This window comes from Paenibacillus sp. JMULE4 (genome assembly GCF_013337105.1).
Classification (GTDB): domain Bacteria; phylum Bacillota; class Bacilli; order Paenibacillales; family NBRC-103111; genus Paenibacillus_G; species Paenibacillus_G naphthalenovorans.
The window spans coordinates 83,611-98,782 of record NZ_SGWF01000019.1; the positions used below are offsets into that span (position 1 = coordinate 83,611).

The following is a 15,172-nucleotide window of genomic DNA, read 5'->3' on the forward strand; positions in this document are numbered from 1 at the left end:
CACCGGGGGTTAATTAAAAGGTTGCGGAGGATTCATTTTGTCCAACGGATTTTTTTAGCTGTGAAAAATAGTATTGACAAAAGAAAAATTAACTTGCTAATATGTATTTCAGAAATCATTTTCTGATAGCGGTTACAAAATGACATCTATAATTTATGGCTGAGTATATTTTTTAACCATTTCAGAAATCGTTTTCTGAAACCGTTTACTGATGATTGTTTCATCAAAATGGGAGGTGCTTGCTTACCAGTTTTGGTTTACAAACGAGGCCTGAAGATTTGAGACTTCAAGTTCAGTCAGAGGAAGCCAATAAGGTTTACAAATACTGAGGGGAGTTAGGAATATGTTAAAAAAATCCAAACCATTCATGATGTGCATGGCTTTGACTGCGGCCGTTTCGCTGCTCGCTGCAGGCTGCTCTTCTTCGTCTTCTTCTTCCAACGGTTCCACCGCGCCTTCGGGAGAGGCCAAGCCGGTAAATTTGCGTCTCGGTCATGTTTTTGCCGCCAACAGCGTCACGGATCAAGCCTCCCAAAAATTTGCCGAATTGGTGGGCCAAAAAACAAACGGCGCCGTGAAAATCAGCATTTTCCCGGCAAGCCAAATCGGGGGGGATGAAGCACTTGGGCAGAATCTGTCCCGTGGTACCCTGGATATGGCCTTTTTGAATCAAGGATCGCTGGCAGGGATGGATCCGCTGCTTGACTTCAGCTACTTGCCTTACATTGCGGAGAACAACGAACAGGCGGATCAGCTCTTCTATGGCAGCGGCATTATCCCGGCGACGATTAAAGAAACGCTGAAAAAACACAATATTCATGCTCTGGGCTTTTACGAGCTGGAGTTTAGAGGATTGACGAACTCGAAGCATACAGTCAAAACACCTGCGGAAATGAAGGGACTTAAGCTGAGAGTTCCGGGTTCCCGCGCGATCAAAGGATTCTTCGAAGCGGTCGAATCCCAAGCCGTATCCATTCCTATGCCGGAGTTGTACACCTCACTGCAGCAAGGCGTTGTTGACGGGCAGGATAACGGCCTAATTATTACGTATGACAATAAGCTTCACGAGACGAACAAATACGTCACCCGTCTGAATCATGTTTATGCGTCCGGTACGATCAGCATCAGCCAAAAAATGTGGGACAGCCTGACACCGGAACAGCAGAAGGCATTTGAAGAAGCCGCTAAGGAAACGCAGCAGTGGCAAATTACGGAGAACCGCAAGCTGATCGATTCCTACGTACAAAAAATGAAGAATGAAAACATCGAGGTCGTCGATTTGTCGCCGGAGGAAATCGCGGCTTTTAAAGAAATCGGCCGTTCCTTATGGGATAAATTTGCCGACGTCTATGGCGCTGATCGGATATCGAAGCTGAGAGAAGAAATTGCAGCATTGAAATAAAACATCCGGGTCAGCGAATCTATGTGCCCGGATGCAGATACATTTTATGATACGGCGGTGGTTAACTGTGTTGGAGCGTATTGAAAATACAATGGCACGGATCGAAAAAGCGGTCGTCATCATTGCCTTTGTCGTCATGCTGATTTCAATCTTTCTGCAGGTATGCTTTCGAGCCTTCGGCTGGCCTTTGTTGGGAACGGTCGACATCGGTTTACTCAGTATTTGTGTATTGACCTTTATCGGATTCGGATTGGCCGTTTATACGAAAGACCATATAACGATCGAAGTGACCGATTTGCTGCGAAGTCCGAGACTACGCAAGGTGATTCATTTTTTATCCGAGATTCTCATGCTGACCTTCAGTGTTGCGCTCATTTCGATTGTGTATCCGTTCTTTACCTATATCGCCGAGTCCGGTGAGAAAACCATCGAGCTGGGGATTCCGATTATGCTGCCGATTGGTGCACTGGTGATCGGTGCAGGCCTTGCCATCTTCCATGGGGTGATCCAATTGCTTTTGATGATCCGTGAGATGCGTCCTACAGCAGAAATGAGGTGACTACTTCATGACCCTGGTTATCGTTAGTGTCTTCATTTTATTGATTCTTGCCGTACCGATCGGTGCAGCCTTTGCATTATCGGCTTTTCTCGGAGCGAAGATGAACGGGCTGCCACTCGATACCTTTGCATCGCTGCCGTACCAGACGATCAACTCCTTTCTTCTTCTGTCCATACCGTTCTTTATCTTGACCGGACAAATCATGAATCAAGGCAAGCTGATCGGCCGGCTGATAGAGATTGCCGAAATGTTCCTGTTCTGGCTGAAGGGCATGCTCGGATATGTGACGATTCTGGCCAGTGCGTTTATTGGCGCGATCACGGGTTCTTCGGTAGCTACCGTGGCTGCCATCAGCAGCATCATCGGCAATCGGATGGTCGATAAAGGATACAAACGTGGCTATGTAGCGGCTCTGATGGGATCCTGCGGGCTGCTTGGCGTTTTGATTCCGCCTTCTATTCCTTTGATCGTGTACGGTGCGGCCGTGGGCGCTTCGATTTCCGATTTGTTCCTTGCGACACTGCTTCCGGGCATCCTGATGGTCTTTGCCTTTTCCATCGTGCATTTTCTGCTTCTTAAGAGGGTGCTGAACCATCCGGAAGGGGAGCAGGGGAGCGGAGAAACTCCGGTCTTCAAGCAGAGCAAGAGGATCGCCTTTGTCCAGTCGATTCCCGTACTGCTGATGCCCGTGATCGTGCTCGGCGGAATATACGGAGGGATCTTTACGCCGACAGAAGCGGCTGCGGTGGCTTGTGTGTACGGCCTGGTGTTGGCGCTGGCGGGCAAAACGATGAAAATGCGCGAGCTGTCCGGAGTGTTTTATAAAGCGGCACTGACGTCCATCTCCATCTTATGCATCATTGCCTTTACGTCTGTGTTTAACAATTTCATGATTCTGGAGCAGGTTCCTCAGATGCTTACGGGTGCGATTCAGAACATCACGGACAACAAGATCATGTTTTTGATCATAGTCAATTTGATTTTGTTTTTGGTCGGCATGTTCATGGAAACGAACGCTGCCGTGCTGCTGATGGCCCCGCTTCTTTATCCGGCGGCTATGCAGTTCGGTATGGATCCGATCCACTTCGGTATCATGCTGGTGACCAACATCGAGCTTGGACTGATTACCCCTCCTATGGCGGCTAACTTGTTCGTGGCGGCAAAAACAAACAACAGCTCGCTGGTGGAGATGATGCCTTACGTCGCTTGTTTTTTTGCAGCGGCAGTCATCATCCTCGGGATGATCACCTTTATGCCGGGATTAAGCCTTTGGTTCAAATAACTCATCCAAGATCATCGACAATGAAAGGAGTTTATGAACAGATATGCAGCTACCCAAAACGTCTCAATCGGCGGTCGTACGCGAATTCGGCAAGGAAATCGGAATTGAGGAGGTTCCGGTGCCGCAGCAGCTGGAACCCCGGTCGCTGCTCGTGCAAATCGACTGTTGCTCGATCTGCGGTACGGACGTGCATCTGTGGGAAGGCACGCTTTCCCTGAAAGTGGATTTGCCTGTTATTCTTGGCCACGAAATGGTGGGCAGGATCGTGGCAATGGGCCCGAACGCCGACCAGGATTCCGTCGGGCAGTCCCTCCAGATTGGAGACCGGATCATCTGGTCTCATACCAGTTGCGGTTCGTGTTACTACTGCACCGTAGAAAGACAGCCGACGCTTTGCCATCATCGCCGTGCTTATATGTACGAAACAATGGAAAAGCCTCCTTATCTGATGGGAGGGTTCTCACAATACGGATATGTCGTACCGGAATCGGGACGGATAAAAGTGCCGGATTCTGTCGAGGACAAATTGGCAAGTCTGAGCAGCTGCGCTTTCCGCTCGGTTATTAACGCGTTCGATCAGGTCGGCACGATCCGTCCGACGGACACGGTGCTCGTACAAGGTACGGGACCGTTAGGCTTATTGGCCATCGGGGTGGCCAAAGTATCGGGCGCCAAAAAAATTATAGCCATCGGCGCCCCGGACAGCCGTTTGAAGCTGGCCGAGGAGTTCGGCGCCGACTGCGTGATCTCCGTAGATCAGCATGATCCCGCAGCACGAAAGGCTATTGTCATGGAGGAAACGGGAGGCCGCGGGCCTGCAAAGGCATTCGAATTTTCCGGTCATCCCGGCGCTTTCGCGGAAGGGCTGGAGATGGTGGCCAAGGGTGCGCGCTATATGGTCGTCGGCCAGCTCGGCGAAGGGAAGGTGACGATCCAGCCGTCGATGATTACAAAGAAAAACTTGAAGGTGTTCGGTTCGTTTTCCGGGGATATCAGCCATTATTGGAAGGCGCTGCAGTTCATCGCCAAACATCAGCGGGATCTGCCGTTCAGCAAGCTGATTTCCAACGAATATTCGCTCAAAGACGTTAACGTCGCATTGAAACGAATGCAGTCGTTCCAGGAGATCAAGCCCGTGCTTTATCCCTGGAAATAATTTATACGAAAAGACGAGGTGACGAGGATGGACGATCAGAAACGAGGCGAGCTGCCTCTTGCAGGATTACGGGTGGTCGATGCCTCGACGATATTGGCGGGGCCTATGCTGGCCACCTACCTAGGAGATTTTGGAGCGGAGGTCATCAAGGTTGAGCATCCGTCGGGTGATCCGCTGCGAAACGCCGGCCGGCAGAAGGAAGGCAAGTCGCTGGAATGGAAGCTCGTTTCACGCAACAAAAAGCCGATCACCTTGAACTTGGGTAAACCCGAAGGTCAGGAATTGTTTATGAAGCTGGCGGAAACGGCGGATATTGTCATTACCAATTTTCGGCCGCAAACCTTGAAAAAATGGGGGATCACCTACGAGACGCTGAGTGCCCGCAATCCCGGCCTGATACTTGTACAGGTATCCGGCTTCGGTGTGGAGGGTCCTTACAGCGACAGACCGGGATTCGGCACCCTGGCTGAAGCGCTCAGCGGATTTGCCGAAATCAACGGATATCCCGACCGCGGTCCGCTGCTGCCCAACCTGGCTCTCGCCGATCAGGCGACGGCACTGCTTGGAGCGTATGCCACGATGGTGGCGGTATACGAGCGCGATCATTCCGGGAATGGCAAAGGGCAGTTTATCGATCTGCCGATTTATGAGGCGCTTATGGGCATGCTTGGCAATCAGGTGATGGAATACGACCAGCTCGGTATTCTCCAGAAGCGAATGGGCAACCGTACCCAATGGACGGTCCCGCGGAATTTGTACCAGACCTCCGACGGCAAATGGGTGGCCATTTCGGGCAGCTCTCAGCCTATTGTCGAACGCATCCTGAAAGCGGTGGAGAGAGAAGATCTGATTACCGATCCGCGATTCAAAGACAATCAAGCCCGGCTGCAGCATGCGGAAGAAATCGATGGCGTCATCGCGGAATGGATGTCACGCCACACGCAATCGGAAGTGCTGGCGCGTTTCCACGAGTGCGATGCAACCATCGCGCCGACCTATACGATCGAAGACATTTTCAAGGATCCGCATTTCCGGGCGAGGGGCAACATTGTTGAGGTGCCCGACGGAGATTTCGGAAAGGTCAAAATGCTGAATACAGCACCGAAATTTTCCCGTACCCCGGGGCGAATCCGGCACAGCGGGCTGGAAAAAGGGGCCTGCAATGACGAAGTGTTCGGCAAGCTCGGGTTAAGCAAAGCTGCGCTGGATGAACTAAAGAAAAACGAAATCATATAACTTACCAACCGGGAGGATGACTATGGAACAGTATCAGCTTTATATTGGCGGGCAGTGGGTGGAGGCACAATCGGGAGAGCGCTCCGAATCCATCAATCCTTATACGAACGAAGCCTGGGCGAGCGTCCCCGTCGGTGCGGAAGCGGATATCGATCTGGCCGTACAGGCGGCGCGCAGGGCGTTTGACGAAGGTCCATGGTCGAAAATGTCGAACAGTGAAAGAGGACGTCTTCTCATCCGTCTGGCGCATTTGATCGAAAACAACATCGAACGTTTGGCGCAAATCGAAACCCGGGACAACGGCAAGCTGATCCGGGAGACTACAGCGCATCTGAAATCGCTGGTCGATTATTACATCTATTTCGGCGGCATGGCCGATAAAATTCACGGGGATGTCATTCCGCTCAACAAAACATCGGTGCTGAACTATACACTGCGTGAACCGATCGGCGTCGTCGGGGCGATTACGCCGTGGAATTCGCCGCTCCTGCTCACAACATGGAAAGCGGCGCCTGCATTGGCTGCCGGGAACGTCATGGTGATCAAGCCTTCCTCCACGACACCGTGCTCGATTCTGGAATTCGCCAAGCTGGTCGAGGAAGCGGGGTTTCCGCCAGGCGTATTCAACGTCGTTACCGGACCGGGCAGCCGCATCGGCAATTACCTCGTACAGCATCCGGGTGTGGACAAAATTTCGTTTACCGGCGGAACCGATACCGGACGTTCGCTGGCTTCGCTCGCGGGCAAGCACATTAAACGGATCACACTCGAGCTGGGCGGCAAATCGCCGAACATTGTGTTTGAGGACGCGAACCTTGATAATGCGGTCATGGGCGTCATGGCGGGAATATACGCCGCCTGCGGCCAAACGTGCAGCGCCGGGTCCAGACTGCTGCTTCAGCGTTCGATCTACGATGAGTTTCTGAACAAGCTGGCGGAACGCTCACGTCAAATCAAGCTCGGCGATCCGAGTGATTGGCATACGGAGGTCGGTCCGCTGGCCAACCGTTCGCAGTTGGAAAAAGTGGCTTACTATGTGGACATTGCCAAGCAGGAGGGGGCCGAGGTGCTGCTGGGCGGTAAACGTCCGGAAGCGGCGGAGCTGCAGCAGGGGCTGTTCTATGAACCGACAATTCTTACGAATGTCACCAACGACATGCGTGTGGCGCGTGAAGAGATTTTCGGGCCGGTCTTGTCGGTCATTCCGTTCGAAACCGAGGACGAAGCGATTCGCATCGCTAACGATTCCGATTTCGGTCTGGTCGCCGGCGTATGGACGAACCACATCTCCCGCGGACACCGGATGGCGCGCGCGATCCGCAGCGGTACGGTATGGGTCAACACCTTCCGCAATGCCAACTATGCTTCTCCTTTCGGCGGTTACAAGGCGAGCGGCTACGGACGCGAGAACGGTCTTGAGGTGTTGAAGGACTACACGCAGGTCAAAAGCGTATGGGTGGAAACGGAAGAGAAAATGAGAGATCCGTTCGTCGTTGGTTAGAATATGAAGGATAGGGGTGGATACCTTTGTTATATAGAACGATGATGTTTACGCCGGGTAACCGGCCCGACAGGCTGATCAAATCGTTGGATAGCCCGGCGGATGCCCTGATTTGGGACGTCGAGGATGCGGTCCACCCGAATGAGAAGGAGGCGGCCCGTACGGTGATCCGGGATGTGCTGGACTCTATGGACGATGCTCCCTCCAAGCCGATTTTCATCCGGGTCAATCAAGCAGGTACCCCGTGGTTTGAAGACGATGCCCGTCTGGCGGGACATCCGCTGGTTCGCGGCTTGCTCCTGCCCAAGACGGAGAGCGCCGCACAAGTGGAGCAGGCCTGGAAGCTGATGGGCCGCAAGGGCGAGCTCATCGTCCTGATCGAAACAGCTGTTGGCGTTCGCGACCTGGAGAACATTCTGGAGTCGCCGCTGATCACCGGTGTCGCTTTAGGCGCCGTCGATTTGGCTGTCGATCTGAATTTGACACTGACGGATTCCGGGTTGGAGCTGCTCTACTTCAAGTCCCGTATCGTAACGCTGGCCAGAGCTGCAGGTATTCAAGGCATTTATGATTCGGTATTTCCCGATTTTAACAACTTGGACAGCCTCCGCATACGAGCCGCGCTGACGAAAACAACCGGATTTACCGGACAAATGTGCATCCATCCCGTGCAGATCCCGATCATTACTGAAGTCTATACCCCCTCAGCGCAGGAAATCGATTGGGCTAAGCGGGTCATCCATGCGCTGAAGAATGAAGCGAAGGGACTGGGCGTCTTTACGATTGACGGCAAAATGGTGGATCGCCCGGTGATCGAAAGGGCAAAACAAGTCCATGAGGCGGCCGTTCGCTGGAAATTGGCCTGAAAGCACCCGGTTTATTGACATGCGGTTAGTTTCATTCTATACAATAGAGGTATAACTTTTTTCGTGAATGGGAGCAATGTGGATGAAGGTAACCATCGATGATGTAGCGCAGAAGGCGGGGGTATCCAAAGCGACGGTTTCGCGCGTACTGAACAAAAACTATCAATACATTTCGGATGATACGAAAGAACGCGTGCTGAGAGCGGTCGAACAGCTGGATTACCGGCCGAACGCGCTGGCCAAAGGCTTGAAGTCGTTAAAGACGAACGTAATAGGTCTCGTGCTCTCCAATCTGCGAAATCCGTTCTGGTCACAGGTATTGGAAGGTATCGAGGACGTGTGCAAACATTACGGATATAACCTGATGATCGCCAATTCCCGCGACAGCCTGGAATCGGAGGAGGATCACATCAGGGGCTTCGGCTTACGTCAGGTAGACGGCATCATTGTGAACCCTGCAACAGGTATGAATCCATTATTCGAGACCCTGTCCGAAAAACAATTCCCTCTGGTATTTCTCAACCGTAAAGTGGAAGGCGTAGCGGCCGATACCGTCGTGGTAGACAACATCAAAGGCTCCAGGATGGCCGTAGAGCATCTGCTGCGGCTCGGGAAGCGGAAAATTGCCATTTTCCTGTATCCGCCCAACGGAATCAGTCCTCGTCTCGAACGGATTGAGGGGTATCGATTAGCGATGGAAGAAAACGGTTTGCCGGTCCATCCGGACTGGATCAAAATCGTGCGGAACAAGCAGGAGTGTCAAGTCGAAATCGGCAAGCTATTGGAAACGGGGCTGCCGGATGCGATCTTTTCCACCAACAGCATTCTTACCCTGGAGATTATGGATGCGCTGAAGGAGTTGGGGCTTTCGGTACCCAAAGACATCGCCGTATTGGGCTACGACGAGACAGCCTGGGCCAAGCATCTCGATCCGCCCTTGACGACCATCGAGCAGCCCGCTTACGAAATGGGGAGGGTGTCCGCCGAGCGGCTGATCCGGAGAATGGATAACAAAACGGATGCAGCTTTGGAAACGATTCTGTTGGAGCCGGCGCTCATTGTCCGCCGTTCCTGCGGGGAAACCTAAAGGACCAGCGATCCGCATAGGAAAAAATAATTCAACCGTCCGCCCGCGGCATGCTTGAGAGAGCAGCCGCGGGTGGACGGTTTTTGGACTGCCGGACAGCTGGACTGGACCGGTAGCCTTCAAAGAGCGGGAAGACGGACGGAGAACGTGCAGCCTTTACCGGGTCTGCTATCGACGCTGATCGTGCCGTCATGGGCTTCCACAATCGATTTGGAGATCGAGAGTCCAAGTCCCGCGCCCCCATGCTTGCGCGTTCGGGACGCATCGCTGCGGTAGAATCGCTCAAAGATATGGGGAATATGCTCTTCGGCAATGCCGATACCGTTATCGCGGATCATCAGGTCCGCTTGATTCCTGCGGGACGACAAGCTTACCTTAATCACTCCGTGTTCCGGGTCGGTATGCTGAACGGCGTTATGGAATAGGTTGAGGATGACCTGTTTGATTTTATCCGAATCGTAAATCCCCCGGATGCCTGCCGTCAGGTCGAAATCAACGGTCCGGCTTCCCGCCAGCATCCGCAGGTGCGGCTCCATTTCCCGGATGAGTTCGTCCAGCCTTGTTTCCTTCAATTGAAGCTCCGGGGAACGGTCGAGCTTGGCCAGCATCAGCAAATCCTCTACGAGCTTCTTGATGCGTTTGGATTCGCCATGCATGCTTTTCAAGGCGGGATACAACTGTTCCGGCCTGTCGGCCGCCCCGCGAAGCAGCACCTCCAAAAAGCCGTGAATCGACGTCAAAGGCGTGCGCAGTTCATGGGAGGCGTCGGCAATGAACCGCCGCATCTGTTCTTTGGCTTCCCGTTCGGCCTCAAAGGAGGTCTCAAGCCGTTCCAGCATGCCGTTAAAAGAGTCAGCCAGACGGTCGATCTCCAGCTGCCCTTGCGGACCGGGGAACCTTTCGGCTAAATTTCCGGCATCCGTCCGTTCGACCGCCTTTACCATCATATCGAGTGGATTCAGCGTACGGCGAAGCACAGGCAGATAGAACGCCAAGCCACCCGCCAATGCTAGAACGGACAGCGCCACGAACGTCAGCAGCTGGCGCATGACCACATCCTGCAGAGGCGCTGTGGCCGTCCCCATTTGAAACATGCCGCCGATCTGCAAGCCGACCGGCCGGAACACGATGAGCTGTTCTTTCCCTTCCTCGTCCCGGACAACGCGATAATGGACCCGTCCCCGATGATCGGACGGCTGAATGGAGCGGTACTCCTCGTCCGACAGACGCGGCGAAACGGAACCATTGTCTCTGGTCAGATCGATGAAGGTTCCGTCATGCCCGATATAGGCGACAGACATATCCGGGAGGAACAGAACCGGGCCTCGAGGCCGGCCTGTATCGGACTGCGAGCCGGGCGCACGGTCGCCGGAAGACCGTTCCGGAAGCGGATTCGGCCGGGTCAATATATCTCTTGGCAGCGTCCTTAGCTGCGTTACCATCGTTTCCGCCTGATTCCGGTATAGAAAATCCTTCATTAATACATATTGCAGCGCGCCGATCAGCAGGAGAAGGGCGGCCAAAATGAACAGCGACCGTGTCAGAAGCTGAAAACGGAGCGAACGGGGAGCCATCACCCGTTTAACCGGATCAAGAACTTTCCTTATCATGGCAAATCCATCCGGTACCCGGCGCCCCTGAGCGTCCGGATCAACCGATGCTCCTTGTCGGCCAATTTGTCCCGCAAGGAACGGATGTAAACCTCGACAATATTTCTTCCCCTCCGAAGTCATATCCCCAGACCTTATCCAAAATTTTCGTCTTGCTTAGCACGATGCCATGATTGATGACCAAAAATTTAAGCAGCTCGTATTCCGTCGGGGAGAGCCCCAGCGCCTGCTCCTGATAGACGATTTCTTTTCTGCGGTCGTCAATGCGGAAAGGGCCGATCGTTACCTCGCCGAACAGATTCGGAAACTGATTGCGAATCCGGGCGCCGATGCGGGCAAGGAGTTCTTCGAAGCTGAACGGCTTGACCACGTAGTCGTCCGCTCCGAGTGTCAGTCCCTTTACCCGGTCATCGACTTCGTCTTTGGCAGTTAACATGATCACGGCAATATTGTTCCCGTTCTTCTTGAGCAGCCGGCACACCTCAAATCCGTCCATGCCCGGCATCATCACGTCCAGCACGACGACATGCGGCTCGAATTCTTGTGCCAGATTGACGGCGCTCATGCCGTCAGGCGCGGTTTTGACTTCGAAGCCTTCGTTTGTCAGTCCCAGCTCCAGAAATTGCAGTATGTGGGGTTCGTCATCGACCAGCATAATTTTAATGCCTTTTAAGCTTTTCATCCCTATGCCTCCCACGTCAGTCCATGGTATAAATTATCCGCCACGAAGCTGAATGTACGCTGAATGCGGCCTGAACCGCGGCTGAATCATTGCAGGAGGCTTGAAAGCATGCCGAGAAGCGATGCCGTACTCGAATTAAAGGAGGGCCTTGCCATGACAAAACCAACGGTTCTGTACGAAGCGGACTTGGATCAAAGAAGCTCTTCTTCTATGGTAACGTTTTGGCTGTATGAAGTAAATTCAACCGGATAAACAAACGATTAAAAGCAGGCTTTCGAGTGATTATCGGAAGCCTGCTTTGGTTTCATCCATATTCGTCAAGGGGTCATTTATAAGCCGAGGTAGGCTGCTTTGACATGCTCGTTTTCCTGCAATTGTTTGCCTGTTCCGCTGATGGCCACCTTGCCATGCTCGATGACGTATCCCTTGTCGGCAATCGACAAGGCGTGATGAACATGCTGCTCTACGAGGACAATGGTGATGTCCTTTTTCATTTTTTGGATCGTTTCGAATATTTCATCCACGAGAATCGGTGCGATTCCAAGTGACGGCTCATCCAGCAGCAGCAAGGAGGGCTTGGATGCGAGGCCCCGGCCGATGGCCAGCATCTGCTGTTCTCCGCCGGACAGGTTCCCGGCCATATTGCCTGCTCTTTCTTTTAAGCGGGGGAAGGTATCAAGGATATGGGCGATGGATTCCTCGCGAAATTTCGCCGCCCGCTTGTTATAGCTGCCCATTCGCAGGTTCTCCAGGACGGTCATTTGCGGGAATACCTTACGGCCCTCCGGGACATAGGCGATTCCGAGTTCGGCCATTTTGTGAGCGGGAAGATGGCCTATTTCCTGATCTTTGAAACGGACCGATCCTGTGTGAGCGGTCAAACCTACAATCGACTTCAGTATCGTTGTTTTACCGGCTCCGTTGGTGCCGATGATGGATACGACTTCTCCGGGACTGACATCAAAAGAAACATTCCAGACCGCTTGCACCGCCCCATAGAAAGATTCCAGATTAGTGACTTTTAACATATCCATCCCCCAAGTACGCTTTAATCACCGTCTCATCGTTCATAACCGCCTTTGGGTCCCCGTTGGCAATCATGACGCCGTTCTGGAGCACGACAATGTGATCCGAAACCGCCATCACGGCTTTCATAATATGCTCGATAATCACAATGGTTGTTCCATTCGTACGGATTTGATGAATCAGCTTGATCGCCTCGTCCACCTCGGATGGCGTGAGCCCGCCCATCGGCTCGTCCATGAGAAGCAGCTTGGGTCTTGTCGCGATTGCGCGCGCCACCTCAAGCCGTTTCAAATTTCCGATCGAAAGCTGTCCAGCCGGAATATGCTGAAGAGATTCCAAATGCGTGAAGGACAACATCTCCTTTGCTTTTTCTTGAGCTTCTTTTATATTTTTGCTTTTAGCCAAGGAGGCGACCATCAGATTATCGAAAACGGTTAATTTGGCTAGCGGTTTTACGATTTGGAAGGTGCGTGCAATCCCTATGGCATTCAACTCATGCGGCTTCTTTCCGGTAATGTCCTGACCGTCGTAATAAATTTTTCCTTCGGAAGGAGGGAAGACGCCTGCAATCATGTTAAAACAGGTCGTTTTGCCGGCTCCGTTAGGTCCGATGAGCGCGAGTATCTGCCCTTCTTTCACATCAAAGCTGATGTTCTCATTAGCGGTGACTCCTCCGAACCGTTTAGTAATGCGGTCGATTTTCAGTAAGCTCATGCGGTTCTCCCCTCCTTTTTTTCATGCGTGTCATCCATTTCTTTATCCCGTCAACCATGCCGCCCGGAAGGTAAACGATAACGGCCATAATCATCAGACCGTAAATGACCAGATAAAGGGAAGGGTAGGTTTGCAGCGCAGGAATTCCCTTTAAGTATTCCTGCAGGCCGATAAGCAGCGTGGACCCGATTATGGGCCCGGCGATGGTTCCGATACCGCCGATAACGGTGACAAAAATCATTTCCGCTGAAAGATGTACGGTAAAGGCCATCTCGGGATCGATAAACTTGTTGAACAATCCGTAATAGGAGCCTCCCAAGCCTGTGATCGCTGCAGAAAGAAATAAGGATAGGCTCTTATATCGTGCGGCATGAATCCCCATGGACTCCGCGGCATCTTCATTCTCGCGGATCGCGATGAGCGAATAACCGGTTTTTGTTTTCATCAGATAAGAAATGAACAGACAAACCAGAACCGTTAACGCCAAGCCGAGAAAAAAATACTCCTGTTTATCCGAAACGCTTATGCCAAGAAAGGTGCCGCCGGACTCCAGCATGATCCCTTCGCCGCCATTGGTCACGCTTTTCCAGTTTCGGGCGATAATCAGCAAAATTTCGGCCATCGCCAAGGTTCCTAAACCGAGATAAGGTCCCCGCAGCCGGAATATCAGTTTGCCCAGAGGGAGGGAGAACAGTCCTGCCAGCAGGGCGGAGAGCGCCATGCTCAGAAACATATCCATGTTGAGCTCGTTCATGAAAATCATGGAGGCGTAAGCCCCGATGCCAAGAAACATGGCGTGACCGAAGGAAATTTGTCCGGTGAAGCCGCCGAGCAGGTTCCAGGCTTGCCCCAAGATGATCCAAACGAGAATATAGGAGCAAACGGTGTAGAAGTAAGCGTTTTGTGCGCCGATGAAGGGGACGATCAAGCCTATGGCCAGGGCTGAGACGAGGGCAATGACAGCCGTTTTGGTTTTCATGTTTTATTTCGCCCTCCCAAACAATCCCTGCGGTCTGAACAGGAGAACCAACAGGAAGATGACTAACCCGAACATATCGCGGAAGCCCGTTCCGCCCGGAATGTAAGCCGCACCGAAGCTTTCCGTAACGCCAAGAATTAAACCTCCGAGCGCGGCTCCCGGAATGGAACCCATGCCGCCCAATACGACGATGACGAATGCTTTAACGACAAAAAGTGTTCCGATGGAAGCATAGATGGGATAATTGGCCGCCAATATATTTCCGGCAATCCCGGCAAAGGCCGCACCGAGACCGAAGGTTAAACCGGAGATGACCGACACGTTGACGCCGACAATCGTAGCCGCCATAGGCTCTTGTGATGCGGCACGGATGGCAAATCCGGTATCTGTTTTCGTTAAGAACTTGTGCAGACTATAGATCAAGAGTGCGGTGACGACAAAACCGGCCGTAAGGGTGGCATTGAGCGACAAGCTTCCGATATGCCATACTTTGTTTTCCCAATACAGGTTTTCACCGTTAAGACGCAGGAATTTAGGTCCGATAAAAGCGGGAAGCGCCATCACATTGGCAAATAAAATTCCCGTGCCTGCCGTAAGCAGAAGCGTATTTTCCTCGCGAGCTTTTTTGGCTTTTTCAACAAACCATCGATAAAGAAAATACCCGATAGCAAAACAAACGGGTACAGAGAACAACATGCTGATAAAAGGATCCATGCCGAATTTGGAAAACAGGAAATAACTGATAAACATACCGATCATCACGAATTCGCCGTGGGCCATATTGATGACGTGCATAACCCCGAATATCAGGGTCAACCCGAGGGCGATAATGGCGTAAATACCCCCGATCAGCAATCCATCCAGGAGGGTCTGGAGCATAGGTGTACTTCCTTTCTGTAAATAAAGTCGGGCAAGAGGGAACGGGGGATCCCATCCCCTCCGCCACGATACGCATCGTAAAGAATGCCTCTCTGATTCCTGCCGGGCTCTTTACCAGCCTTTGAAATCTTTCATTTGATCCTGTGCGTACTCATCCGGATACACGGTGATCATTTTTCCGCCGATCCATTGG

The 15,172-nt window shown here is 52.4% G+C and carries 14 protein-coding genes and 1 pseudogene; 9 read left to right on the top strand and 6 right to left on the bottom strand.

Annotated features, from left to right (window positions below):
- The first annotated feature begins 343 nt into the window (after nucleotides 1–343).
- The 8 genes from EXW96_RS21930 (at nucleotide 344) to EXW96_RS21965 (ending at nucleotide 9,089) form a co-directional block, all read left to right on the top strand.
- Complete coding sequence (locus EXW96_RS21930) at nucleotides 344–1,402, top strand: TRAP transporter substrate-binding protein (protein WP_137670745.1); 1,059 nt, start codon at nucleotides 344–346, stop codon at nucleotides 1,400–1,402.
- 70 nt (nucleotides 1,403–1,472) lie between these two features.
- The gene (locus EXW96_RS21935; protein WP_160327406.1) at nucleotides 1,473–1,961 is read left to right on the top strand and encodes a TRAP transporter small permease; all 489 of its coding nucleotides are present in this window, start codon (nucleotides 1,473–1,475) and stop codon (nucleotides 1,959–1,961) included.
- Nucleotides 1,962–1,968: 7 nt separating this feature from the next.
- Entirely contained in the window at nucleotides 1,969–3,243 is a 1,275-nt protein-coding gene (locus EXW96_RS21940; protein ID WP_062410603.1) for a TRAP transporter large permease, read from the top strand.
- A 43-nt stretch (nucleotides 3,244–3,286) separates the two neighbouring features.
- Entirely contained in the window at nucleotides 3,287–4,399 is a 1,113-nt protein-coding gene (locus EXW96_RS21945; RefSeq protein ID WP_062410604.1) for a zinc-binding dehydrogenase, read from the top strand.
- Between the two features lie 27 nt (nucleotides 4,400–4,426).
- Entirely contained in the window at nucleotides 4,427–5,635 is a 1,209-nt protein-coding gene (locus EXW96_RS21950) for a CaiB/BaiF CoA transferase family protein (protein WP_062410605.1), read from the top strand.
- Nucleotides 5,636–5,657: 22 nt separating this feature from the next.
- Complete coding sequence (locus tag EXW96_RS21955; RefSeq protein ID WP_074727407.1) at nucleotides 5,658–7,136, top strand: aldehyde dehydrogenase; 1,479 nt, start codon at nucleotides 5,658–5,660, stop codon at nucleotides 7,134–7,136.
- 26 nt (nucleotides 7,137–7,162) lie between these two features.
- Complete coding sequence (locus EXW96_RS21960; RefSeq protein WP_062410606.1) at nucleotides 7,163–8,002, top strand: HpcH/HpaI aldolase/citrate lyase family protein; 840 nt, start codon at nucleotides 7,163–7,165, stop codon at nucleotides 8,000–8,002.
- Nucleotides 8,003–8,084: 82 nt separating this feature from the next.
- Complete coding sequence (locus tag EXW96_RS21965; protein ID WP_054817333.1) at nucleotides 8,085–9,089, top strand: LacI family DNA-binding transcriptional regulator; 1,005 nt, start codon at nucleotides 8,085–8,087, stop codon at nucleotides 9,087–9,089.
- Nucleotides 9,090–9,208: 119 nt separating this feature from the next.
- On the opposite strand, the gene EXW96_RS21970 is transcribed toward EXW96_RS21965, so the two are convergent.
- Nucleotides 9,209–10,699, bottom strand: coding sequence for a sensor histidine kinase (locus EXW96_RS21970; RefSeq protein WP_054817334.1), 1,491 nt, complete (start codon nucleotides 10,697–10,699; stop codon nucleotides 9,209–9,211).
- Nucleotides 10,696–11,381: pseudogene (locus EXW96_RS21975) on the bottom strand (response regulator transcription factor). The gene EXW96_RS21970 and the pseudogene EXW96_RS21975 overlap by 4 nt, the downstream one beginning before the upstream one ends.
- 108 nt (nucleotides 11,382–11,489) lie before the next feature.
- Here EXW96_RS21975 and EXW96_RS21980 point away from each other — a divergent pair.
- Entirely contained in the window at nucleotides 11,490–11,633 is a 144-nt protein-coding gene (locus EXW96_RS21980; protein ID WP_174351409.1) for a hypothetical protein, read from the top strand.
- A 77-nt stretch (nucleotides 11,634–11,710) separates the two neighbouring features.
- On the opposite strand, the gene EXW96_RS21985 is transcribed toward EXW96_RS21980, so the two are convergent.
- The 4 genes from EXW96_RS21985 to EXW96_RS22000 are packed head-to-tail and all read right to left on the bottom strand — an operon-like array spanning nucleotide 11,711 to nucleotide 14,979.
- A complete protein-coding gene (locus EXW96_RS21985; RefSeq protein ID WP_171005970.1) occupies nucleotides 11,711–12,409 on the bottom strand; it encodes an ABC transporter ATP-binding protein in 699 nt (232 codons plus the stop codon).
- Nucleotides 12,393–13,121: an ABC transporter ATP-binding protein gene (locus EXW96_RS21990; protein ID WP_137670748.1), complete on the bottom strand. Its 729-nt coding sequence runs from the start codon at nucleotides 13,119–13,121 to the stop codon at nucleotides 12,393–12,395. The genes EXW96_RS21985 and EXW96_RS21990 overlap by 17 nt, the downstream gene beginning before the upstream one ends.
- Nucleotides 13,090–14,100, bottom strand: a complete 1,011-nt coding sequence (locus EXW96_RS21995; RefSeq protein ID WP_062410608.1) for a branched-chain amino acid ABC transporter permease — start codon at nucleotides 14,098–14,100, stop codon at nucleotides 13,090–13,092. Before EXW96_RS21995 ends, EXW96_RS21990 begins: the two co-directional genes overlap by 32 nt.
- Before the next feature lie 3 nt (nucleotides 14,101–14,103).
- Nucleotides 14,104–14,979: a branched-chain amino acid ABC transporter permease gene (locus EXW96_RS22000; protein ID WP_074727402.1), complete on the bottom strand. Its 876-nt coding sequence runs from the start codon at nucleotides 14,977–14,979 to the stop codon at nucleotides 14,104–14,106.
- Nucleotides 14,980–15,172 lie beyond the last annotated feature (193 nt).